Raw genomic sequence first — 23,369 nt, forward strand, 5'->3', positions numbered from 1 at the left:
ATTAATCTGAGCTTCTACACTATCACTTTCACAATAATAAATACGCCCTGGCTTTCACACAGGTTGCCTGCCTTTATAAATAAAATAGCTGGCAACCATTATTATTTAACAGCCGTATCTGCTGATATAAGGTTTAATTAAATACCCCCGGAACTGTGATCCAAACTGTAAAAAATTATATTAAGCAACGTTTTTTTCCGCCCAATATCATAGAGAAAAACTCGGTGGATGCCTACGATATCTGGGCCGAGCATTATGATGCGCAGCCAGGTAACCTTATGCTCGATTTGGATGAAGTTTTGTTTCCGCGGTTGGTAAACAGCACAAGTATTGCCGGTAAAAATGTGGCCGATATTGGCTGCGGCACCGGCAGGCATTGGGAAAAGATGTTTGCGTTAAATCCAGGGCGGTTAACAGGCTTTGACACATCTGCCGGGATGCTGGCCCGTTTACAGCAAAAGTTTCCATCGGCAAATATTTACCGAATTACCGACGACCTGTTCGGTGACATGCCATCGGGGAGTTTTGACACCATAGTTTCAACCCTTACCGTTGCGCACATCAAAAATATTGAGGTTGCCCTGCAGGCCTGGATGCGGATCCTGAAACCGACCGGCGACATCATCATTACCGATTTCCATCCGCAGACACTGGCAAACGGCGGCAAGCGGACATTTAAACATGGCAGCAGTTTTATAGCGGTCGAAAACTATGTACACCCCGTAAATACCATTAAAGATCTGTTGCTAAAAAACGATTTTAAGCTAATTGCAGAAGAAGAAATTAAAATAGATGAAACCATGAAGCATTATTATGCCAATAAAAACGCGCTTCGTGTTTATGATAAGTATAAAGGCTTCCCCATTATTTACGGGCTGCACTTGAGGAGAACCGATGGTACTGAATAACGTCATGATACCGGGAAACGATGCCGTGGTGAGCATAAGTATAAGTGAGGGTAAAATAAAACAGGTTTCCCCCTCACATACTGATGACCACGAACAGCTAACCTTTGTGAATGCCATTGCTTTTCCGGGCCTGATCAACTCGCATGACCATCTTGATTTTAATCTTTTTCCGCAGCTTGGCAATAAAACCTATGAAAGCTATACCGAATGGGGAAAGCACATTCACCGCGCTTACGCCGGTGAGATTGCATCTGTGCTAAAAATCCCTATTGCCCTGCGCGAACGCTGGGGTGTTTATAAAAACCTGCTTTGCGGCGTTACTACAGTAGTAAATCATGGCGAAAAAACTACCGTAAATGATCCTCTCATCACCATATTTGACAATTGCCAGAGTATCCACTCCGTCCGGTTTGAAAAAAACTGGAAGAAACGGCTCAATAACCCGCTTAAAATAAATAAACCGGCCGTCATCCATATAGGCGAGGGCACAAACAATATCGCCCATACCGAAATAGATGAACTAATTAAATGGAATATCCTTAAGCGTAAACTCATTGGGATCCATGGGGTGGCTATGGCCCCTAAACAGGCCAAACATTTCGAAGCCCTGGTTTGGTGTCCCGAATCAAACTATTTCCTGCTTAATAAAACAGCGGCCATTGATGAGCTGAAAACAAAAACAACGATTTTATTTGGCACAGATAGCACGCTTACCGGGCATTGGGACATCTGGCATCACATTCGCCTTGCGCGTAAAACCCAAATGCTTAATGATGATGAACTATACAACTCTCTTACTTCATCCCCTGCCCAAACCTGGAAACTAAATAGTGGCAGCATTACCAGCGGATTTGATGCGGATATTATAATAGCTAAAGCAAAAGACAAAGCCGGTTTACAGGCTTTTTATGATATAACACCCAATGATATTTTACTGGTGATGCATAAGGGCGTGATTTTGCTGTTTGATGAGTCGCTTTACCACCAGCTTACCGGTATCATTAACCAAAATTACAGCAAGGTTTTTACCGGCAATCATTTCAAATATGTGATGGGCGATATCCCTGGTTTGATAACCGAAATAAAACGATACAAGCCGGATGCCGTTTTTCCCATACCCTATCCAGCCCTGCCAGCAGCATGAATATAGTAAAAAAAATATGGTCAAAATCGAAATCCAAAGCGGTTTATTTAAGCGGTGGTGGATGCCACATTTTGGGGTTGGATAAAGACCTTGATACCACTAAATAAAAATAGTATTTGCTTTTGCCACCATTGATACTTTTTAAATGAGATACGTTTTAGCCAGTTATGTGTACACCAAAGAGTTTAACCGGCCACAGGCCTGGTTAAAGCGCATTAACATGTATACCGGCATATTAGATGCCCTGGCCAAAAGCAACGAGGTGATCAGCATTGAACAAATCAATTACGAAGGTGAGCTGACACAAAACGGCGTTAATTACCGTTTCAGAAGATACCCAAAAGCGGCGCTCAAATATTTTCCATGGGCTTTGCACTTGTATATTAAAAGCCTGAAACCCGATGTGGTAATAATCCATGGCTTGCTTTTCCCCTCGCAGGTTATCCAGCTACGCCTTATGCTTGGCCGCAAAGTAAAGATCATTGTGCAAAATCATGCCGAAAAACCTTTCACCGGTTTAAAAAAACTACTTCAACGGGCAGCCGGCCAAATAGTTGACGCCAACTTGTTTGCGTCGCATGATATGGGTATGGAATGGATTGCCGCCGGCAACCTCAAATCACCCGGTAAAATACACGAGGTGATGGAAGTTTCTTCTGTTTTTTACCCTATAGACCGCCTGGAAGCCAACTCCCAAACGGGTGCAAAAGGCAAACCGGTGTTTTTATGGGTAGGCCGTTTAAACGAAAATAAAGATCCGTTAAATGTGGTGAAGGCCTTTTTGAAATTCGCTGAAAGTTCGGCCGGGCCAAAACTCTTTATGATCTATCATACCGAAGATTTGCTGCCGAAGATCAACGAATTGTTAAACTCATCTCCCCATAAAGAAGCCATTGAATTAATTGGCGAAGTGCCACACGCCGATTTATTGTACTGGTACAACAGTGCCGATTTCATTCTCTCCGGCTCACATTATGAGGGCAGCGGCACCGCTATTTGCGAAGCCATGTCATGCGGATGCGTGCCGTTGGTTACAAACATCCTTTCGTTCAGGATGATCACTAACAATGGGGAATGCGGCGTATTATATGAACCGGGAAATGAAGCTGCATTACTTGATGCGCTTCTGCAAACTACACAAATGAATGTTGCAGAAAAGCGGAGATTATGCATTGAATATTATAAGCAAAACTTATCGTTTGAGGCTATTGCCGAGAGGGTTGAGAGCATAGTGCAAAGCCTTTAGGCACTGCTTGCCTTTACCGGTCGCAAATCCAATCTACCGTTCAAACACCTCCATCATCTTCCTTACATTATCCCTGATCTCATAAACCAATACATTTTTCTTCTCCGAATCCGGTTTATCCAAAACCCAACGGATAGTTTGCCCGGCTTCTTCCATATCATTTACAATATGCCAGTTGGTAATACTATCATCCATCGGTTTAACAAAACTTACCACTTCGGCTGCCGCATACAGGGCTTCAAGGCAAACAGCGCCGAAGCCTTCATATTCCGAAGGGTGAAATAACACCTTTGAGCACTGCATCATTTTAAGCACTTCATGATGCGGTAGTTCGCCTGCAAGGGTTATGTTACTTTCAAGTTGCTTTGATTTAATCTGTTTTATTAACTTTTCTTTTTCAGGGCCATCGCCGCATATTACTGTTTTTATATCCGGGTAATACTGCTTCAGCATGGCAACAGTTTCTATAAACAGGTGAAACCGTTTCAAGGAAATAAGTGACCCTGCCCCTAAAATATGAACGTCTTTTCCGGCAGATAAATCACCAAATAATGAAATATCTATTCCCACAGGGATAACATTCAGTGGTTTCACATGATAGTTTTTAGTGAATTCCCTCACAATAAAATCCGACAGCGCTATCAGCTCCTCTCCTTTGGGCTTTATCCACTTAGCATATTTGTTCCCGGCTTTAGCATCCTGCCCAAGCATCCAGCAGCGGTGCTTAATATTTTTTATCCGGGCAAAATAATGACCAACAAAAGTACATTCGCCAAGCCAAAAGCTTAACAAGCCCATTATTTGGTATTGCTTATTTAAATGCCCTAAAGCTCGCCATACTTTTAGCCAGGTATTCAGCCTGAATAATTTACCACGGCTTCTTCCTCCAAAACTGATCACCCGTATACCATGCCAATCATATTCGGCAGCGAAAAAGGGATATTGAAAACTTAGCACAATGATATGCAGTTCCGGATTTTCGGCTTTCAACGCCCGTACAAAAACCTGTTGAGGCGGTAAACAGGTAGTATCGGCTTCGTCTTCCGGGAAACCGGGGCTCAGGATAAGCAATGTTTTTTTACGGTTATCCATTGGGCGAGATCACTTTATTACAGATAGCCAGGCTGGCCTTGTTATGGGTGATCAGGATGATCATTTTTCCCTGCCTGGCCAGTTGCTGCAATTTGATTAACAATTCATTTTCTGCATCCGCATCCATTTCGCTGAAAGGCTCATCTAAAATTAACAGATCATGATTATGATAAAGCGCCCGGGCCAGCATGATCCTTTGGCGCTGACCGCCGCTGATGTTTTTACCGTTTTCGGTAATAACCTTAGCTGTGCCTTCTGGGTACTCCGCAACCAGCTTATCTAAGCCGCAAAACTCCAGTACACTGGTCAGCTTTTGCTCATCGGCAGTTTTATCGTCAAGTATGATGTTTTTCAGGATAGTATCATATATAAAAAACGGTTGTTGTTTAACCAGGGAAATGTTTTTACGGTAAAGCCGGCGCATTGGCGCGGCAGCAATTTTATTGTTGATATAAATGCCCCCTTCGGCCGGCTCCAAAAAACCGGTTAACAGGTTAATGATAGTAGTTTTCCCCCTCCCTGAATTCCCCGAAATGCCCATAATATCACCGGGAGCTATCTCAAAGTAAAGCTCATCCAAAACAGTTTTGTCCGGGTAACTGAAACTTACTTTTTCAAATTTCAATGACCAAATCTGTTCGTCAACAACCTCATTAACCTGTGGTTTATCAGTTTGTTCAACTATGAGGTCGGCCAGGATAAATTCATAGGTCTTCATTTGCCCGCTGCTGTTCAGGATTTTCACAATACCGGGGATGATCTTATACGCTGCCGCTACAAAAATACCGATGGTCAGGATACTAACCACCGGGGTATCGCCCATTAATTTATTTACAGCGATGAGAATAAAAAAACCCAGAACGGCAAATACTTCCATCAAACGAGAGGGCAGATTTTGCCAGGTTTGCTGTAAAGCTATATTTTGATTGAGCTGCTGTTGGTAGCTAAAAAACCGACGACTAAAAAAATCATTTTTTTGATAAATATTGCTCTCTACGTAACCTGATAAGGATTCGTTTAAATGCTGAAGCGTTTTTTCGCTCACAGTTTTGATCTGCCCCCGGATAAATTTTAGCCTGGTTTTGATGAACCAGCCCAAAACCGTGACAGGCGGCAGCAGCAACACAAACAACAAAACAAACAAGGCCGGGTGATAGAACATAATAGCCCCAATAGTAAAAAGGATCAATACAGTTTGAGATACTATTTGCTGAAAATTGGTGAGGATGTAATGGCTAAACTCGATAGGCTGCTGGCTGATTCGTCGGGTATGGATAGATGAATCAACGTGAATAAACTGATCAAAACCTGCATCAAGATAATTCCTGATATTACGTTCGGACAGCCTTGACGCCACCTTGTAAAAAAAATGCTGCTGCGCATTTTGCGCAAAGAAACCAATACAGTTTTTTATCGCAAAAAGCACCAGGAAAATACCGATAAGCCACAATGATTTATTATTGGCAAAGCCGGCCGGTAAAAAACTATAGTTATTTCCCGGCTCTCGCTGTGTATAAAAATTAACCATCATTAGCAGCAAGCCTAAAAAAGCAACATCCAACATAGCAATAACAATATCAGCAATAATTAACCTGACAAGTCCCCGTTTTTCAGATTGATTAAGGATGAGCAGAATACTTTTTAAAATTTGCTTCAAAACAATAATAACAACAAACCAGGTCCATCACTGGCTTTGTTATCAGTTACGCTTTTTACGGTTTGATGGTTGCTTTGTAAAATACAGATAATGAATTGATCGTATCTATTTGATTATAGATAGATTAACTCTTCGGCAAATGGAAAACCAGCCTGTGTTATATTGCTTATTAAATATCTTTAATCAGGCACAATTTAATATTCTCTGTAAAATTGTTAAATTTCGGCTTCGGATTTATTAAAAAATATATAAAACCAGCTTCATGAGTTTAGAACCTTTCCTTGCCGTATTTGTGATTACCCAATACAGGAGACACCTGAAAAATGATGGTCTCCTAACAAAATGGAACAAATACCTTAACGTAGGCTACTATATTGCTATAGCAATCTTCGTATTCGGCGTAAGTTTTGACCATGGAGAGAAGTTGACCACAATAATCTCGCACCTGTTTTTTTTAGGTGTTGTGGTAGCGCCATATTATATTGAAGATCTGAAATCTGGCAAACAACTCGCTTTTGCATTGATCCCCTATGCAATTGCAGGTTTAATACAGGATTTATTAGAAAAATGGTTTCCTACGTTTTATAACAACCACGATAGCCTGATTCAAAGCTTAGTGATGTTTTCGCTCATCTGGGCTTTTTCGCTTTGGCTCCTCAGCCGCAAGCAAACCAAGGCCCTTGAAAATGAACGGAAACAACGCTTTGCCGAGCAGGAGCAAAACCGCATGATGGCCGCCATGAAGGTAAACCTTGAAAGCGAGGTGCGTGAACGTACGGCCGAACTTACCCGCCAAACAGAAGAATTGCAACAGGCATTATCCGAACTTAAAAGTACTCAGGCCCAGTTGATCCAATCAGAAAAAATGGCCTCATTAGGTGAACTCACTGCCGGTATTGCGCATGAAATTCAAAACCCGCTGAACTTTGTGAACAACTTTAGCGAGGTAAGCATTGAACTGCTTGAGGAACTAAAGGACGAAGTACTTGATAAACTGCCCGACGATGTGAAGGAAGATGCGGGCGATATCATTAACGACATTACCCAAAACCTGAGCAAAATAAACCAGCATGGCAAACGTGCTGATGCCATTGTTAAAGGTATGTTGCAGCATTCGCGCGCTACAACGGGTAAAAAAGAGCCCACCGATATCAATGCACTGGCTGATGAGTACTTGCGACTAAGCTATCACGGCCTGCGTGCCAAGGATAAATCATTTAATGCAGGCATGAAAACCAGCTTTGATCCTGATCTGGGTAAAATAGAAGCTATTCCGCAGGATTTGGGCCGCGTGCTGCTTAACCTGTTTAATAATTCGTTTTACTCAGTAACCGAAAAGAAACGGATTTTGGGAGATGGATACGACCCGACAGTAACCGTTAATACTCAAAAGGTTCGGTCGGCATCAGGTGTCAACATGGTACAAATTACAGTGGAAGATAATGGTACGGGCATCCCTCAAAAGGTTCTGGATAAAATTTACCAGCCCTTTTTTACCACCAAGCCTACCGGGCAGGGCACCGGGCTTGGTCTTTCCATGAGTTATGATATTATCACTAAAGGGCATGGTGGCGAACTTAAGGTTGAAACGGCCGAAGGCGAATTTGCGCGGTTTGTAATTTGCATACCTGTTGGCAATGTTGCCCAAAGTTAAACGCGGGTAATTTTTGCGTTTAACCACTAATAAAACCACACAAAAATTTAACTTTGAAGTACTATGAAAATACTTGTTGTTGATGACGAGGCCGATGTTCAACCCTTGTTTTTACAACGTTTCCGGAAAGAGATCAAAAGCGGCGGGATAGAGTTCAATTTCGCACTATCAGGTGAAGAGGCTCTTCATTTTTTGGAAGACCACCACTCGCAGGTTATACTAATTTTATCTGATATCAATATGCCGGGTATGAGCGGACTTGAACTATTGCGCAGCATCAGGCAGCATTACGAAAAACCACCGCCGGTAGTGATGATGATCACCGCTTACGGCGATGATGAAAACTATAAACAATCAATGGAACTTGGAGCCGACGACTTTTTAACCAAACCACTTGATTTTAATAATTTGAAAGACAAACTTAAACACTTAGAACAATAATGGCCAAGATACTGGTAGTAGATGACGAGCAGGACCTGGAATTACTGATCAGGCAAAAATTCAGAAAAAAGATAAGGGAAGGCGTGTATGAATTTGTGTTTGCCCAAAATGGTTTTGAAGCGTTAACCCGGTTAAAAGATCATCCGGATATTGATGTAGTGCTGAGCGATATCAATATGCCCGAGATGGATGGCCTTACCCTGCTTACCAAACTACCTGATGCTAACCCCGTATTAAAAGCAGTAATGGTATCAGCCTATAGTGATATGGATAATATCCGCACGGCCATGAACCGGGGTGCGTTTGATTTTGTTTGCAAGCCCGTAAACTTTGAAGATCTCGATATTACCATTGAGAAAACGCTGCAACACGTAATCGAACTCAAAAAAACCATGCAGGCCATTAAGGAAAACAACATCCTGCGCATGTATGTGGATGAGAACGTACTCAACTTCATGACCCATAAGGAGTTTGAGAACAGTTTGCTTAGTAATGAAACTATCGAGGCAACGGTTTTATTCATTGATATTTGCGGCTTTACAGCCATCACTGAGCACGTTGCGGCCAACACCGTTGTAGGTATGATCAATAAGTACTTTGATGTAATGGTACAGGAAATCATTGCTCAAAATGGCCACATAGATAAGTTTATGGGTGATGCCGTTATGGCCGTTTTCCGCGGCGAATATCACCTGGACCGGGCGATTGATGCAGCCCTTGCTGTTCGTGATAAAATGCACGGGGCTGATGAGATCCAGGCTGGCGACAAAACGTTCAAACCCTCTGTTTCTATCGGTATCAATTCGGGCGAAATGATTTCGGGCAATATTGGTTCGGCAACATTAAAGCGGCTCGATTACACAGTAATTGGCGATGCTGTGAACCTGGCCCAGCGCCTCCAAACCGTGGCACAAGCCAACCAGATCATTGTAAGCGCCGATGTTTATGAGCAGGCAAAAGGATCTTTCGCCCTCAATAAAATTGGTGAGGTAAGCCTCAAGAACAAGTTAAAACCGGTGGAGATTTACGAGGTTGTTGATTAATTAAAAAATAGCTACCGCGGGTTTAGCGTAGCGTAACCCGTGGTGTAGCATCATTGAAGTTTCCAACTTCACCCCATCATTTTTACCATAAATTACAAACGCAGGTCCGGATTAAGCACGCATAACAGTTAAAAGTTTGCAGGTCTGCTACGCTTCACTGCAATTTTGGTATACACTCGCTTCAAGGACTTGCTGTTAGCAGCGTCATTCAATTCGTCGGCCACTGCAAAAGCTTTTGTAATCAATTCTGCCCATTCCGATGATTCATGTAGCATTTCATTGATCCTATCACCGACGGAGTATATATCCTGATTGGTTATTATATGCAATTTGATGTGCCCCGGAAGAAGCGTATCGGCATCCCTTCTTCTCATTCTCACAAAATGATATTGGGCCGCCGCAACAGCTTCAATAGCTGCAGAACGTAAATCCACGGCCTTGTTATCACCAACATTTTTGCGGGCATTGGCGGTGTTAAACGCCCAAACCTTGCCATCAGAGAATGCAACAACAGCCTGTAGTACTGCATAAGTATGCATTTCTAATATCAGGGCAAAAGCGGTTTCTTTATCATCGGGCACCTCTATGCCTAAGTCTTCAGGTTTCAGCGCAAATGTCTCTTCTCTCAACTCCAGGTATCTATCATAACGATAGTCGGCTATTTCTTCACCCGTCTTGCGGTAACACCTTTTTTGATAATACAGGTAAAGTAATCTTCCGAAATAGAAAAGTGCCAGGCCTCCAAAGTACCAGTATTCCTCTTTCATTTTGCAGTTTAGGTTGTTGTAAGTATACGTGCCTTGCGGTTGTTGATTTTTTTAACGAGCGCTTAAAATGGTTTGGCGATTGTATCGCCGGTGCGTTATAAACGCAAACCCACATTAAGCACTCATCACAGATGAGCGCAATAAAGATACAATAGAAAAAGCAAGAAAAACTTAAGATTTAAAACTCAGGACTTAAGACTTCCAATTAATGATCCCTCACCTTCTTCTTCAACACCCCGCCTGCGGCTTCTTTAATACTACTTGTAAAAACGAATGCCTTTGGGTCAATGCTATGTACGAGGTTTTTTAACCTGCGTACTTCCAAACGGGTTACTACCGTAAAGATGATATCAACCGGTTGATGAACATCAAAACTTTCTTTCATAAAGCCACGTTCACCTTTGTAAATGGTGATCCCGCGACCGAGTTCCATAACCAGTCTTTCTTTAATAATCTCACTTTGGCCCGAAATGATATTTACAGCCGTATACTCCTCTAATCCGTCTATTACAAACGTTATTGTTCGTGATGCAGTGTAATAAGTTAAAATAGAATATAACGCTGTTTGTAAACCCAACTCAACGGCTGCTATCAGGAAAATAATAATATTGATACCTAAAATAATTTCGCTAATGGTGAAACTACTGCGTTTTAAGGTGTATAAAGCTAATATCTCGATACCATCCAACGCGCACCCTCCACGAATGGATAGCCCCACGCCCAGGCCCATAAATACGCCACCAAAAATAGACACCAATAGTTTATCCTGGGTTATTACTGGGTATTCTATAAATTGTAAACATAAGCCAAGTCCAATTACACAAGCAAGCGTTTTTAGTGCAAATGATTTATTAACCTGGAACATGCCCATGATAATAAAAGGGATGTTGGCTATGATGATTACATAAGCTATGTTGAAATGATACAGCTCGTGAAGAAGAAGAGAAATACCGGTTACCCCGCCATCAAAGAAACTGTTAGGTACTAAAAAACCTTTTAGGGCGAACCCACAGAATAAAATGCCGATAATTACTGTGACTACGTCTTTTAAAATTTCTTCAATTTTTAAACCCGGTTGTGTCATTAATAGCAGTATTTAAATTTTTTTTGTGATAATTTTCAAATGCTCGTTTTTACCTTCAGCCCTGAGCCTGAGTGCGGTTTGGGTGAAATATCGATGGCTTTGCAGGAATTTCACCTGCTGCCTGTCCCACTCCAATTCCGATTCAAGGTGATCTGTAATTACAAGTTCCGAAAATAACCTTTTACTAAGGATAAAAAAATCATTTCGGCCCAAATAATCCAAATCGGCATCACAAATTATCCGGCCCAAATGATTGTGAGGGCTTTGCGGCATTTTGGTTGCCATAATAATATCGCAAACCTGCTCAATTTCATCATTGGTAAAACCAAATTGCGGTAAATATTGTCGTGCGTTTTTGCAGGAACCAACCTCGTGATTGACCTGACCGTACAAAAAACCTGAATCATGATAGTAAGCGGCCGTAAGTAATAGCTCCAATTCGTCTTCGATTATCCCCTCACCCGCCGCAATTTGTTTTGCAGCAGTATAAACATCAAGCGCATGATCAGCATTATGGTAATGAAAATGTTCGGGGAGTTCTTTCTTTATTTTGTCGAGGATAAAGTCCCCGGCTTGTTCTACTTGCATTCAGTATTTATAATAGGCGCTAATATATTAATTTGAGGGATACTGATATTAGCAAAATTCAAAACCGCGAAGACATATTACCATGCCTCTGCCCTGCACAAATTAATTATCTTAGCAAAATGAACAGCTGGTTTAAAAACTATAAAGGCATCATCCTATTAATAACAGGTATCATCATTGGCAGTATTGCCGGGGCTGTTTTAGGCGATAAAGTTGGAGTGATCAAGCCCATTGGCGATATTTTCCTGAACCTGCTGTTCACTGCCGTTGTGCCGCTGGTTTTCTTTGCTATAGCATCAGCTATTGCTGCGTTAGACAGCTCACAAAGGTTGGGGAAACTGCTGGGCGTTACTTCACTGGTGTTTGTATCAACAGTGATAGTCGCTGCTATCGTGACTATCATTGCCATCTGGATCTTCCCAATCCATCAGCACCTCGTGGCCAGCCCAATTACCGAAACCATCACTAAAAAACCTTTTGGCGATCAGCTAACCAGCCTCTTTACCACGAGCGAATTTTACCAGCTGTTATCCCGCAAAAGCATGCTGGCCATGATCATTTTTGCGGTGATCACCGGCTTTGCTACACTGCATGCAGGCGAAAAAGGCAAAGCGTTTGCCGGCTTTTTACATAGCGGTAACGAGGTGTTTAAGAATATTTTTAGTCTTATCATGAAAATTGGCCCTATTGGACTGGGCGCTTATTTTGCTTACCAGGTTGGAGTGTTCGGGCCGCAGCTCTTTGGCGGCTACGCGCGATCGATGGCATTATATTATGGAGTTGGCGCTTTTTATTACCTGGCGATATTCAGTCTGTATGCTTTTATCGCCGGTGGTGTTAACGCGTTTAAGCGATACTGGAAAAATAATATAATACCTTCGGCTACTGCTGTGGGTACCTGCAGCAGCATTGCAACCATCCCGGCAAATTTGGATGCCGCAAAAAAAATGGGAATCTCTGATGCTATTGCCAATATTACTATCCCGCTTGGCGGCACTTTGCATAAAGATGGTTCAAGTATTTCGTCAATAGTAAAAATGGCTGTAGTATTTGCCCTGTTCGGTAAAAGCTTTGACAACGCTGAAACTATTATCATTGCCCTTGCTATGACAGTTTTAGTAAGCCTGGTTGAAGGTGGTATACCCAATGGCGGTTACATTGGTGAGTTGCTTTTTATTTCGGCTTATGGTTTCCCGCCGGAGGCGCTCCCGCCGGCCATTATCATTGGTACGCTGGTTGACCCAATGGCCACATTGTTGAATGCAACCGGCGATACGGCTGCTGCCATGCTGGTAGCCCGCTTTACGGAAGGAAAGGACTGGATGAAACCGCCCCCCTACAATAGAGAACTATAACATATTCAATAAAGGTTTATTATATTGGCGTATAAATAAACCTTTTGCACTACCTGTATGCTTCACATTCTTTACATTATAGCCATTATTGCTGAGGCCATGACGGCGGCACTCTCTGCCGGGCGAAGAGATATGGATTGGGTTGGCGTTTGTATTATTGCCTGGGTTACGGCATTAGGCGGCGGCACCGTTCGCAACATATTGTTTAATCATTACCCCATGAGTTGGGTTGAACATCCCGAGTATTTAGTGATCACCGCAGCAGCAGCCATATTAGCCGCTGTTATTGCCCGCCTCATGACCAAAATGAAAACGCTGTTCCTTTATCTTGATGCCTTGGGATTGGTGGTATTCACTATCATCGGCTGCCAGATAGCGGAGCAAATTGATCTGCCCTGGCTTATCATTTTGCTAAGCGGCATGATAACCGGCTGTGCAGGCGGTGTGCTTCGCGATGTTTTGTGTAATGAAGTACCTTTGCTGTTCCGTAAGGAGGTTTACGCCAGTGCATCCATTGTAACTGGGGCATGCTATTTAGGTCTCGAACATATGGGTGCGCCCAATGGGGTGGCAATTGTAATAGCTTGTGTTATTGGCCTTGCATTACGTTTATTTTCTATCAAATACAACTGGCAAATGCCCAAGTTTGTGTACCGGGAAGAATGGCATTAATTCTTGATTTCGGAATTGGGATTTTCGATTTCGGATTTTGTTTTTACGTCAGCTGAAAGCTGACAGGATGGTTCACCACGGGCTGAAAGCCCGCGGCAGTAGCCGTTTAACAACCAAGGCGAGGATTTACCTCGCCTTGGTTGTTATTAAAATATCTACCATTGTTCACCCTTCAGGGGTTAGGGGGCTACTCCGTACTCAACGAATATGGAACATCACTTACCTTCACGCCTCTTGCCTTATTAGGCTGAGGAGCCATATTAAAGTTAAGTACCGCTCCTTTTTTAAGTTCCGAATGGCTTAACCAGGTTAAATCATATGGCTTGCCGCTAACGTTTAACGTATTGATATATTTATTAGCCGGGCTGTTGTTAGCTGCATTGATCACTACCTTTTTACCGTTCTCAAGGTTTAGCGTAATTTTCTTAAACAGTGGTGTACCCAAAACGTACTGATCACTGGCCGGCGTTACCGGGTAAAAACCCATGGCCGAGAACACATACCAGGCCGATGTTTGGCCGTTGTCCTCATCACCGCAATAACCATCCGGAGTAGCTTTGTATAACTTCTCCATAGCATCACGCACATGGAACTGGGTTTTCCATGGTTCACCTGCATAATTGTACAAGTAAATCATATGTTGAATAGGCTGGTTGCCGTGGGCGTATTGCCCCATATTCATGATCTGCATTTCACGGATCTCGTGAATGGTTTCGCCATAATAGCTATCGTCAAATACCGGGGGCATGGTAAATACCGAATCCAGTTTGGCGATAAATTTCTGCCTGCCGCCCATCAGGTCAATCAGGCCCTGCATATCCTGAAAAACGCTCCAACTGTAATGCCAGCTGTTACCTTCGGTAAACGCATCGCCCCATTTAAACGGACTGAATGGTTTTTCAAAAGTACCATCCTGGTTTTTACCGCGCATCAGTTTTGTTTCCGGATCAAACAGGTTTTTATAATTCATGGCACGTTTTTTATAAATACCAATCTCCGATTCGGGTTTGCCCAGTGCTTTACCTAATTTATAAATGGCAAAATCATCATATGCATATTCCAATGTACGGGCAGCATTCTCATTAATTTTAACATCATAAGGCACATAACCTAATTTATTATAGTACTCCACCCCCTGTCTGCCCGTAGCCTGCGGACCAGCATTGTTAGCGCCGTGTACCAAAGCATCCCATAAGATGTTGATATCGTAACCACGCAAACCTTTTAAATAAGCTTCAGACACCACTGATGCCGAGTTATTACCGATCATCACAGCCGAATAACCAGGGCTTGACCATTCAGGCAGCCATCCACCTTCTTTATAATCATTGATGAGGCCTTCCTGCATTTCTTTGTTGATGGATGGATAAACCAGGTTCAGGAAGGGATACAACGCCCTAAAGGTATCCCAAAAGCCCGTTCCCGCGAATTTATAACCGGGGAATACTTTACCTGTAGATGCGCTATAGTGTACAATCTTGTTATCCTTATCTATCTCATATAATTTGTTCGGGAAGAAAACCATGCGGTAAAAACATGAGTAAAAAGTGCGCATCTGGTCGACAGAGCCACCTTCAACCTGTAAATGGTTCAATGTTTTGTTCCAAACGGCTTTGGCTTTTTGGCAGGTTACATCAAAGCTGTCTTTACCCTGCTCACGCTCCAGGTTTAGCTCGGCCTGTTCAATGCTGATGAATGATGAAGCTACGCGCAAATGAACCTTTTCGCCTTGAGTTGTTTTAAAACCTATCAAAGCACTTGCGTGCTCAGCTTTTAGTTCCAGGCCATCGGCCTGGGTAGTATCGCTGAAAGTATGCGCATAGGTGATTGGCTTATCTACATAAATAACAAAATAGTTTTTAAAGTTTTTAAGCGGGCCGCGCGCATATTTGGTTGAGTAGCCTACAATCTTCTTCTGATCGGGCATGATCTTTACATATGAGCCTTTGTTCAGCGCATCAATTACAATAAAAGAGCTATCAGTTTTAGGATAAGTAAACCTGAATTGTGCCGAACGCTCGGTTGGAGTAATTTCGGTAGTTACATCATGATCGGCCAGGTACACACTATAATAGTATGGTTTGGCAGTTTCGGCTTTGTGTGAAAACCAGCTCGCCCTCTTATTTTGGCTTACTACTGCATGTTTGGTAACCGGCATAATGGCAAACTGCCCATAGTCGTTCATCCATGGTGATGGCTGGTGGGTTTGTTTAAAACCGCGGATCTTGTGCGCGTCGTAAGTATACGCCCATCCATCGCCCATAACGCCGGTTTGCGGTGTCCAGAAATTCATCCCCCAGGGAAGGGCAATAGCGGGATAAGTGTTACCATTTGAAAGGTCGTAGTGCGAATCGGTACCCATCAACGGATTGATGTATTCAACAGGATCGATAACCTTATTTACCTGCTGAGCAAAAGTACCCGACGCCAACAACACTGATGTGATAAGTACCAGGGCTTTTTTCATTGTTTAAATATTTGATTTTTGATGAAACGTTTTACCAGCCGTAAATATAAAAGACTGGCTTGATATAGCCAGTCTTTTAAGTGTATTATTTGCATTATACAATTACCAACCCGGATTTTGGGTTAATTTACTGTTAGTGCTGATTTCACGCTGTGGTATAGGCCACAGGTAATATTGAGTTTTAAAGGTTACGCCCTGCTCTGTTTGCGAAGCGGTAGGGTCGGCAAAAGTGTTTGATTGCGGCAGGTAGGCCATATGGGTACGCTGCATATCAAAGTATGCCTTATTTTCATAAGCGAGTTCATGATAGCGCTCCCTCCAGATTGCCTGGCGGAAGGTATCTTTGGTTAAATTACTCAATGGCGCAAGTTTAGCGCGTGCACGGATAGCATTAACAGCGGCATAAGCTTCAGCAGTTGGCCCGCTCACCTCATTAGTTGCTTCAGCATAGATCAACTGAGCTTCGGGCAAACGCAATAAAGTCCAGTTCTCATCACTTCGACCGCTTTGAGCCGCACTTTCAACATGGAAGTATTTGTAAAGCGCATGTTCGCCAAACTGAATGATGTTGCCGGGGTTACCATATTGAGGATAGCTTGAGAAATAAAACTGGCGTTCCTGGATACGAAGGTCGCCTGCCTCATAACTTGCCACAAACTGGTTAGTTGGGATCATAGCACCCAGGTGGTCGCCATACGCACCAACCAACAGGTTAAATGGAATAGTTAGCTGAGGGATAGCATTAGTTTGAGTACCTACCAGGTAATTGATCTGGAATATTAATTCCTGCTGATTTTTGTGCGCATTATCATGCAGGAATGCATAATCAGAAAACAAAGAGTACCAACCTAAAACAGGCTCAATTTCTGATGCTGCCTTGGCATAGTTTTCGGTTTGTTTTAGCGGGAAGCCTGCTGTTGTTAAGTAAACGCTGGCCAATAAGGTTTTAACAGCCCCCAATGAAACGCGACCGGTTGCATCAGTATTTGGCATGCCTGATGCTTCGGCTGCCTGTAAATCGCTGACGATTTGTTTATAAACATCGGCCACAGGTGTACGTGAAGGATACAGATCAGGGCTGCTCACTGTTTGCGATGCGGTAATCAGCGGAACATCGCCATATAAACGCACCAGGTGGTAATAATAAAATGCCCTGAAAAAGTAAGCTTCACCTATCAGTTTCTTTTTTAATCCATCATCCATAGGTGATATGCCTGGGATCTTTTCAATGGCAAGATTTGCATTTGCGATACCCTTGTAGCAGTTGTACCATACTGTTTCAAAACCAGGATTAACTGCATCGGTACGCTGATGGATCACATTACCATTGTTTACGCTCTGTCCTAACGAAGTGGCATGGCCGGCAAACAACTCCAGTGTAATAAAAGGGCTCTCACCGTAAGCATCTCCATTTTGGAAAAAATACATTACGTTATATAAGCCGTTTACAAAGGTTTGGGCCTGGTTTGAGCTGGCAAAATAACTATCCTTAACAAAGTTGCTCTTATTTTTTTCATCGAGATATTTTTTGCAACCACTGCCTGTAGCAGCAGCAAGGATAAGTAACAAACCACCTACCCTGTATTTTTTAAAGTTAAATTTCATAATATGATGTTTTAACATTTTTTAATTAAAGACTAACATTAACACCTAACAGGAAAGTACGTGGTTTTGGATAATCATAAAACTGGATACCCTGGGTGAAGTTGCTTGAGGCATTGTATGTTGATACCTCTGGATCATAACCGGTGTATTTGGTTATCAGGAACAGGTTTTGTGCCTGCGCATACACCCTTAAACGGCTTAACTTTAACTTTTTAAGAATATTGTCATTAAAAGTATAACCAAGTGTTACCGCCCTGCCGCGAATAAAATTACCGCTTTCAACTTTGGTTGAATAAATTTCGGTTTGATAACGCACATAAGCGGGCCTGCTTTCGGCAATGCTGGTATTTTGGTTAGTCGGTGTCCAGGCGTTAAGTACAGTAGCATAGCTGTTTGCCTGACCAGTGCGGTCCTGGCCCGAGTGGCGGGTAAGGTTCATGATCTGATTACCGTAATTAAATTGCAGATCAACACCCAGGTCAACGTTTTTGTAACGGAAGTTGTTGCTGAAAGTACCATAACCATCAGGTATTGATTTACCTAATACCACTTTATCGTCAGCGCTAACTTTGCCATCGCCATTGGTATCCTGTATTTTCAGGTCGCCTGGTAACAAGCCATATTTAGCAGCTTCGGTAGCCTCAGCAGTTCCCCAGGTTCCAAGCACTTTGTAACCATAAAAACTACCGGCCGGAAGACCAACCCGCATCAGGTTAAATTGCGAAAGGAAAGTTGGAGCAAGGAAGATATCATCATTAGATGCACCTAACTGCAGGATCTTATTTTTCAGGAAAGAAATATTAAATGTAGTATTCCAGGTAAAATCCTGTGTTTTTATAGGAGTAGCATTGATCGTGAATTCGAGACCTTTGTTTTGCAGCTTACCTATATTTTTATACACGGTTTGAAAACCGCTTGTTTCTGGCAGCGGTGCATTTAAAAGCAATGCTTTTGTCTTTTTCAGATAAGCATCTGCTTCAATGTTTAAACGATTGTTAAACAAGCCCAATGAAAAGCCCAAATCATACTCCGCGGTTTTTTCCCATTGCAGATCCTCGTTACCTATCGAGGTTTGCGTAGTACCTACCGCACTGTTGCCGCCAAAGGCGTAGCCAACCGTATTAATGTTTGCGAGCGAACGGTACTCACCAATTTCGGAGTTACCGGTCAAGCCGTAGCTCAACCTTAATTTAAGGTCGGATATAGTTTTATTGTTTTTTAAGAAATCTTCCTGAGATACGCGCCATGCAAACGCCGCAGAAGGGAAAAAGCCGTACTTTTTATTAGTACCAAAACGTGAGGAGCCGTCTTCACGTCCCGTTAAAGTTAACAGGTATTTCTCGTTGTAATTATAGTTCAATCTGGCAAAAAACGACTGCATTTGCCATGCATCATAATCAGACTCTGGCTTATTAGGTACAATACCGGCAGATAGGTTATAATATTCATAAAAATCGTCAGATAATGTACCCGTTGATCCTTTTAAACGAAGTTGCTGGTAGTTTTGACGTTCAGCACCTGCAACAAGGTTTATAGAATGTACCTTGTTAAAGGTTTTGTTGTAAGTAAAATAGTTTTGCCATTGCCAAAACGTCCTGTTAAACTCCTCTATTGAGGCCGAGCTATAGCTTTGACCTGCAACCGGACCACCAACAAGACCGCTTTGCGAAGCCGGGTTATAATTAGCAGATGTAGTTACACCTAAAACGCTGCGGAATTCAAGACCTGGCAGCAGGTTTAAATTCAAATAACCATTACCGCTGAAGATACGGTTACGGGTAAGTGACTGAATTTCGTTGGCTTGTGCTACCGGGTTATCACCGCCTTCAAGGTTAGGATAATCGGTACGTTTACCATAAGTTCCGTCAGGGTATTTAACAGGAATAAAAGGCACCATCTCAATCAACATACGCGGAATGTTGTTGCCGCCTGTACCCTGATCCTGGTTACGGCCATCCTGGTAGTTGTAGTTTAATGTAGCACCAACTTTTACCCATGGTTTTATCTGGTTATCAACCGTTAAACGCACATTATAACGTTTCAGATAGCTGTTAAGGATAATACCTTCATCATCGGCATAGTTCAGGAACAAGCCATAGTTTACATTTTCGGCACCACCGGTGAACGAAACGTTGTGGTTTTGGCTTACCGAAGTACGTGTTGTGGCTTTTTGCCAGTCAACATCATACAATGGATTCAAATTTTGATCGAACAGTTTACCGATAAGGGCTGTTCTTTGCGTTACCGGGTTACGGTCGGTATAGTCGCCCGCAGCCCAGCCGGTAGGGTCATATTTTTTGATATTGGCGTAAGAAACATCCTCAATCTGCATAAACTGTTTTGAGTTAAGAACGGGTATCTCCTTAAACATATGATTTACTGCCATATAGGCATCATATGAAATAGTACCACCTTTTTTACCTCTTTTGGTAGTAACCAAAATTACGCCGTTTGCACCACGGGTACCATAAATAGCAGTTGATGAAGCATCCTTCAAAACGTCGATAGATTCGATATCGTTAGGGTTGATGGCATTACCGCCTTCAGTCCAAACCACGCCATCTACAACATATAACGGATCGGTATTGGTATTGATAGAACTGTAACCACGGATACGGATCTTGGTTGCACCGCCTGGTGCGCCAGAGTTACTTGATACGTTCACGCCGGCAATTTTACCAGACAATTCCTGCTCAAGATTGGTTTGCGGACGCTCCTGTAATTGCTTTGCGCCTACGCTACCTACCGAACCGGTAAGGTCTACCTTTCTGGCAGTACCGTAACCAACTACAACCACCTCGCTCAAGGCTTTGGGCTCTTCTGTCAAAACAACATCAATCTGGCTTTTGCCGCCAATAGGTACTTCTTTGGTGGTATATCCGATAAATGTAAATACCAGTGTACCATTACCATCGGGTGCATTAATGTTGTATTTACCGTTAACATCAGTCTGTACACCAACATTGGTGCCTTTTACCTTAACAGTAACACCCGGGAGTGGGCCTTTGGCATCGCTTACCGTACCCGTTACCTTAATCGGGGCAACAGCTACCTGGGATACAATGGGCTCATCCTTCTTTTTAACAACAATGGTTTGATCAAAAATTTTGTAGGTAAGCGGCTGATCTTTAAAGCATTGATCAAGCGCATTCTCTATAGATACGTTTGCAACTTCAATGTTGATTGCTCCGGCCTTTGATACATCCTGCTTATCATACATGAAATGATAACCTGTTTGTTTTTCAATGGAGCGGAGTACTTTTTCAACGGTAGTGTTTTTTTGGTGCAAAGTAACTATCTGGCTATAACTTTTGGCACTCACATTGGTAAGGGCCGCAATTATAATAAAGGCAGTTAGCTTCATGGCCAATATAAATTTGCGTAATTGAGGCCATGCCAAAGGCGTGGCCTTAGAATTAAAATTCATAAGTTTGTAGAGTTTGGGTTAAACATTAACTTTCAATTCATCGATTGTAGAAATTTGGGACCCAGATGTTTATGCCGGGAACGTACTGCGAATACTTCCCGGTTTTTTCATATGCTGGTTTTGGAATTTGATACACATGTTTGAACGCATGATAAACCGTTTTACCAATTTGATCCCAGGGGGCGGGCTAACTTATCTCAGGTATTTCTTCCATCATAGGGTTGTTTAAATTGTTAACAATTGGTTGCTTAATATAGTAGGTATAATAATTATGCTATTGCTGTATGGTAATGCGCTTATTTTCAATTTTAAATTTTATCCCGGCGTAGCCAAGCATATTCATTAATTGAGATGCTTTTACATTTCGGGAAATCCGGCCTGTAAATTCGCGCTGGGGTATTTTGCCTTCGTAGGCCACCTCAACATCATACCAACGGGCAGCCTGCCTCATAATGGCATCTATCCCCGCATCTCTGAATTGAAAAATGCCATCTTTCCAGGCTATTTCATCATCTACATCAACATCGTTAAGTAGCTTGAGCTTGCCGGCTTTATTGAGCACAGCCTGCTGTCCGGGTTTTAAAATACCGTTTGCAGTGCCATTGCTTATTTTTATTGAGCCTTCTAATAATGTGGTTTTCATTTCGGTCTCGTCACTGTAGGCCATGATATTAAAATGCGTACCTAAAACCTCAACTGTTGTGTTATCGGATTTAACTCTGAAAGGCATCTGCGGATTTTTGGCAACCTCAAAGTAAGCTTCGCCGGTGATGGTGACCTCGCGCGTTTTGCCCGTAAACCTTGTTGGAAAGCTTAATGATGATGCCGAATTTAAACAAACCTTGCTCCCATCCGGCAAAACCAGCTGATATTGGCCGCCACGCGGAGTTGAGATAGTATTTATAACCGGAGCATCGGCATTAGTACCGGCTTCATATACCAGCTGACCGTTGCGGGTTTTATTGATCTTAGTGGTACCCTGTTGTGCCAGCAAACCATTTTGTGCACTATCAAGCGTAATAGTTTTACCGCTGGCCAGGGTTAAAATGGCTTTGTTACCGCCCGGTAAAGCATCATTTTTAGTACGCGTTTTGGCAATACTTTTTTTTGCAACAATCTGTTTTTTTTGATTGTTGTAAATGTAAGCGCCAAACCCAACAAGAAATAAGAATGAAACAGCAACACCTAACCTTCTCCACATTAAATTATTATTCCTTATCTGCACTTGAGCGGGCTGTTCGGTATTAGCCCTCAAGATACCGGCAAGCATGTCTTCACTTTTCGACCGGTCAAAAAGCGGCCCGTTATCGTCAAGCTTATCCCAGACATGATGTATGAGCGATGCCAGCTCCGCATCAGTTGCCGATGAATTGATGATCTCAAATAATTCATCGCGCTCGGCTGGCGTAGCAGTGCCGTTATAATAAGTGTTAAACAAATAATCAAGCCGGGCGTAAATTTCGCTCATAGTAACTGTTTTTCGGTATAACTGTATAATTGGCTACAGCAAGTTGGGGCAGATCTCATATACATGACACCTGTTAGATTAAAAAAGGGGGTATTACTTTTTAAAAAAAATAAAAAAATGAATCAGCGCCATTACTAACGCTATTGCCTCCATATGTTCATGCACATAATCTTTTATAGACGTGGTGGCAATTTGAAGGTATTTCTTTACGGTTTCGCGCGATAGCTCGAGCTCATCGGCAATTTCATGATACTTTAAGCGGTTATGCCTGCTCATGAGGTAAACCTTTTGCTGCTGAGGCGGCAGCTGATCAATGGCCTCATCAATCAAATTATAATAATGATCTGTTTCCTGTACTTCGGCATTAAAAGGTACAATACGGGTTTCTTCCAACTCTTTAAGCTGCATCTGCTCGCGGGCAACTTTGCGTAAACAGTTTAAAGCATGATTTTTTGAAATTACAAACAGGTAAGCTTTGAAATTATCAACCCCCGTAAGCGTTTCGCGGGTCATCCAGATCTTCATAAACACATCCTGTACAACCTCTTCAGCCAGTTCAGCAGAATGGGTTATACGCAAGATATGAACGCCTAAACGCTGGTGATAAACAGAAAACAATTGACGAAAAGCAAACTCATTACCCTGAGCCACTTGCAAAAGCAGTTCCTTCTCATTTGATTGAGTAAATTCAAACATAGGCTAATGTATGGTTGCTGCAAATATTATAAAATTCGCAGTATTTGCAGCATTA

At 42.5% G+C, this 23,369-nt stretch carries 18 protein-coding genes; 8 read left to right on the forward strand and 10 right to left on the reverse strand.

The genetic code is table 11. The features are described 5' to 3' along the window. The first annotated feature begins 155 nt into the window (after positions 1 to 155). The 3 genes from MusilaSJ_RS05955 to MusilaSJ_RS05965 all read left to right on the forward strand — a co-directional run bounded on the left by MusilaSJ_RS05955 (position 156) and on the right by MusilaSJ_RS05965 (position 3,298). Entirely contained in the window at positions 156 to 908 is a 753-nt protein-coding gene (locus MusilaSJ_RS05955; RefSeq protein ID WP_274989132.1) for a class I SAM-dependent methyltransferase, read from the forward strand. Positions 909 to 912: 4 nt separating this feature from the next. Further along, on the forward strand, positions 913 to 2,052 hold the full coding sequence (locus tag MusilaSJ_RS05960) for an amidohydrolase family protein (protein ID WP_274989133.1): 1,140 nt from the start codon (positions 913 to 915) through the stop codon (positions 2,050 to 2,052). Between the two features lie 145 nt (positions 2,053 to 2,197). Beyond that, complete coding sequence (locus MusilaSJ_RS05965) at positions 2,198 to 3,298, forward strand: glycosyltransferase family 4 protein (RefSeq protein ID WP_274989134.1); 1,101 nt, start codon at positions 2,198 to 2,200, stop codon at positions 3,296 to 3,298. Positions 3,299 to 3,331: 33 nt separating this feature from the next. On the opposite strand, the gene MusilaSJ_RS05970 is transcribed toward MusilaSJ_RS05965, so the two are convergent. Next, a complete protein-coding gene (locus tag MusilaSJ_RS05970; protein WP_274989135.1) occupies positions 3,332 to 4,390 on the reverse strand; it encodes a glycosyltransferase in 1,059 nt (352 codons plus the stop codon). After that, positions 4,383 to 6,047, reverse strand: coding sequence for an ATP-binding cassette domain-containing protein (locus MusilaSJ_RS05975; protein WP_274989136.1), 1,665 nt, complete (start codon positions 6,045 to 6,047; stop codon positions 4,383 to 4,385). Before MusilaSJ_RS05975 ends, MusilaSJ_RS05970 begins: the two co-directional genes overlap by 8 nt. Before the next feature lie 262 nt (positions 6,048 to 6,309). Between MusilaSJ_RS05975 and MusilaSJ_RS05980 the strand changes: the two genes are divergently transcribed. The 3 genes from MusilaSJ_RS05980 (at position 6,310) to MusilaSJ_RS05990 (ending at position 9,185) form a co-directional block, all read left to right on the forward strand. Further along, entirely contained in the window at positions 6,310 to 7,701 is a 1,392-nt protein-coding gene (locus MusilaSJ_RS05980) for an ATP-binding protein (protein ID WP_274989137.1), read from the forward strand. A gap of 63 nt (positions 7,702 to 7,764) precedes the next feature. Beyond that, entirely contained in the window at positions 7,765 to 8,142 is a 378-nt protein-coding gene (locus MusilaSJ_RS05985) for a response regulator (protein ID WP_274989138.1), read from the forward strand. Further along, a complete protein-coding gene (locus tag MusilaSJ_RS05990; protein ID WP_274989139.1) occupies positions 8,142 to 9,185 on the forward strand; it encodes an adenylate/guanylate cyclase domain-containing protein in 1,044 nt (347 codons plus the stop codon). Before MusilaSJ_RS05985 ends, MusilaSJ_RS05990 begins: the two co-directional genes overlap by 1 nt. Positions 9,186 to 9,313: 128 nt before the next feature. Here MusilaSJ_RS05990 and MusilaSJ_RS05995 read toward each other — a convergent pair whose 3' ends face one another. The 3 genes from MusilaSJ_RS05995 to MusilaSJ_RS06005 all read right to left on the reverse strand — a co-directional run bounded on the left by MusilaSJ_RS05995 (position 9,314) and on the right by MusilaSJ_RS06005 (position 11,624). Beyond that, positions 9,314 to 9,952, reverse strand: coding sequence for a hypothetical protein (locus tag MusilaSJ_RS05995; protein WP_274989140.1), 639 nt, complete (start codon positions 9,950 to 9,952; stop codon positions 9,314 to 9,316). Between the two features lie 205 nt (positions 9,953 to 10,157). Beyond that, positions 10,158 to 11,036 (reverse strand): YitT family protein, encoded by an 879-nt coding sequence (locus tag MusilaSJ_RS06000; protein ID WP_274989141.1) that lies wholly within the window; start codon positions 11,034 to 11,036, stop codon positions 10,158 to 10,160. Between the two features lie 12 nt (positions 11,037 to 11,048). Further along, entirely contained in the window at positions 11,049 to 11,624 is a 576-nt protein-coding gene (locus tag MusilaSJ_RS06005) for an HD domain-containing protein (RefSeq protein ID WP_274989142.1), read from the reverse strand. A 119-nt stretch (positions 11,625 to 11,743) separates the two neighbouring features. On the opposite strand from MusilaSJ_RS06005, the gene MusilaSJ_RS06010 reads away from it, so the two are divergent. Continuing rightward, on the forward strand, positions 11,744 to 12,979 hold the full coding sequence (locus MusilaSJ_RS06010) for a dicarboxylate/amino acid:cation symporter (protein ID WP_274989143.1): 1,236 nt from the start codon (positions 11,744 to 11,746) through the stop codon (positions 12,977 to 12,979). Between the two features lie 57 nt (positions 12,980 to 13,036). After that, positions 13,037 to 13,651, forward strand: coding sequence for a trimeric intracellular cation channel family protein (locus MusilaSJ_RS06015; protein ID WP_274989144.1), 615 nt, complete (start codon positions 13,037 to 13,039; stop codon positions 13,649 to 13,651). A 187-nt stretch (positions 13,652 to 13,838) separates the two neighbouring features. Here the strand turns inward: MusilaSJ_RS06015 and MusilaSJ_RS06020 are convergent, their stop codons facing one another. From MusilaSJ_RS06020 to MusilaSJ_RS06040, 5 genes are all read right to left on the reverse strand, one after another. After that, positions 13,839 to 16,118, reverse strand: coding sequence for a GH92 family glycosyl hydrolase (locus MusilaSJ_RS06020; protein WP_274989145.1), 2,280 nt, complete (start codon positions 16,116 to 16,118; stop codon positions 13,839 to 13,841). A gap of 102 nt (positions 16,119 to 16,220) precedes the next feature. Then, on the reverse strand, positions 16,221 to 17,723 hold the full coding sequence (locus MusilaSJ_RS06025) for a RagB/SusD family nutrient uptake outer membrane protein (protein ID WP_274989146.1): 1,503 nt from the start codon (positions 17,721 to 17,723) through the stop codon (positions 16,221 to 16,223). 25 nt (positions 17,724 to 17,748) lie between these two features. Next, positions 17,749 to 21,150, reverse strand: a complete 3,402-nt coding sequence (locus tag MusilaSJ_RS06030; RefSeq protein ID WP_274989147.1) for a TonB-dependent receptor — start codon at positions 21,148 to 21,150, stop codon at positions 17,749 to 17,751. Positions 21,151 to 21,424: 274 nt separating this feature from the next. Continuing rightward, the gene (locus tag MusilaSJ_RS06035; protein ID WP_274989148.1) at positions 21,425 to 22,618 is read right to left on the reverse strand and encodes a FecR family protein; all 1,194 of its coding nucleotides are present in this window, start codon (positions 22,616 to 22,618) and stop codon (positions 21,425 to 21,427) included. Between the two features lie 93 nt (positions 22,619 to 22,711). Beyond that, positions 22,712 to 23,314, reverse strand: a complete 603-nt coding sequence (locus MusilaSJ_RS06040) for an RNA polymerase sigma factor (RefSeq protein ID WP_274989149.1) — start codon at positions 23,312 to 23,314, stop codon at positions 22,712 to 22,714. Between the last annotated feature and the right edge of the window lie 55 nt (positions 23,315 to 23,369).

The sequence above is a fragment of the Mucilaginibacter sp. SJ genome, from assembly GCF_028993635.1.
Taxonomy (GTDB): Bacteria; Bacteroidota; Bacteroidia; order Sphingobacteriales; family Sphingobacteriaceae; genus Mucilaginibacter.

Coding starts and splice junctions, on each gene's coding strand:
- MusilaSJ_RS06030 (WP_274989147.1), bottom strand. CDS start 21,150: ATGAATTTTAATTCTAAGGCCACGCCTTTGGCATGGCCTCAATTACGC.
- MusilaSJ_RS06020 (WP_274989145.1), bottom strand. CDS start 16,118: ATGAAAAAAGCCCTGGTACTTATCACATCAGTGTTGTTGGCGTCGGGT.
- MusilaSJ_RS06015 (WP_274989144.1), top strand. CDS start 13,037: ATGCTTCACATTCTTTACATTATAGCCATTATTGCTGAGGCCATGACG.
- MusilaSJ_RS05960 (WP_274989133.1), top strand. CDS start 913: ATGATACCGGGAAACGATGCCGTGGTGAGCATAAGTATAAGTGAGGGT.
- MusilaSJ_RS06025 (WP_274989146.1), bottom strand. CDS start 17,723: ATGAAATTTAACTTTAAAAAATACAGGGTAGGTGGTTTGTTACTTATC.
- MusilaSJ_RS05995 (WP_274989140.1), bottom strand. CDS start 9,952: ATGAAAGAGGAATACTGGTACTTTGGAGGCCTGGCACTTTTCTATTTC.
- MusilaSJ_RS05980 (WP_274989137.1), top strand. CDS start 6,310: ATGAGTTTAGAACCTTTCCTTGCCGTATTTGTGATTACCCAATACAGG.
- MusilaSJ_RS05965 (WP_274989134.1), top strand. CDS start 2,198: ATGAGATACGTTTTAGCCAGTTATGTGTACACCAAAGAGTTTAACCGG.
- MusilaSJ_RS06005 (WP_274989142.1), bottom strand. CDS start 11,624: ATGCAAGTAGAACAAGCCGGGGACTTTATCCTCGACAAAATAAAGAAA.
- MusilaSJ_RS06040 (WP_274989149.1), bottom strand. CDS start 23,314: ATGTTTGAATTTACTCAATCAAATGAGAAGGAACTGCTTTTGCAAGTG.
- MusilaSJ_RS05985 (WP_274989138.1), top strand. CDS start 7,765: ATGAAAATACTTGTTGTTGATGACGAGGCCGATGTTCAACCCTTGTTT.
- MusilaSJ_RS05970 (WP_274989135.1), bottom strand. CDS start 4,390: ATGGATAACCGTAAAAAAACATTGCTTATCCTGAGCCCCGGTTTCCCG.
- MusilaSJ_RS06035 (WP_274989148.1), bottom strand. CDS start 22,618: ATGAGCGAAATTTACGCCCGGCTTGATTATTTGTTTAACACTTATTAT.
- MusilaSJ_RS06010 (WP_274989143.1), top strand. CDS start 11,744: ATGAACAGCTGGTTTAAAAACTATAAAGGCATCATCCTATTAATAACA.
- MusilaSJ_RS06000 (WP_274989141.1), bottom strand. CDS start 11,036: ATGACACAACCGGGTTTAAAAATTGAAGAAATTTTAAAAGACGTAGTC.
- MusilaSJ_RS05990 (WP_274989139.1), top strand. CDS start 8,142: ATGGCCAAGATACTGGTAGTAGATGACGAGCAGGACCTGGAATTACTG.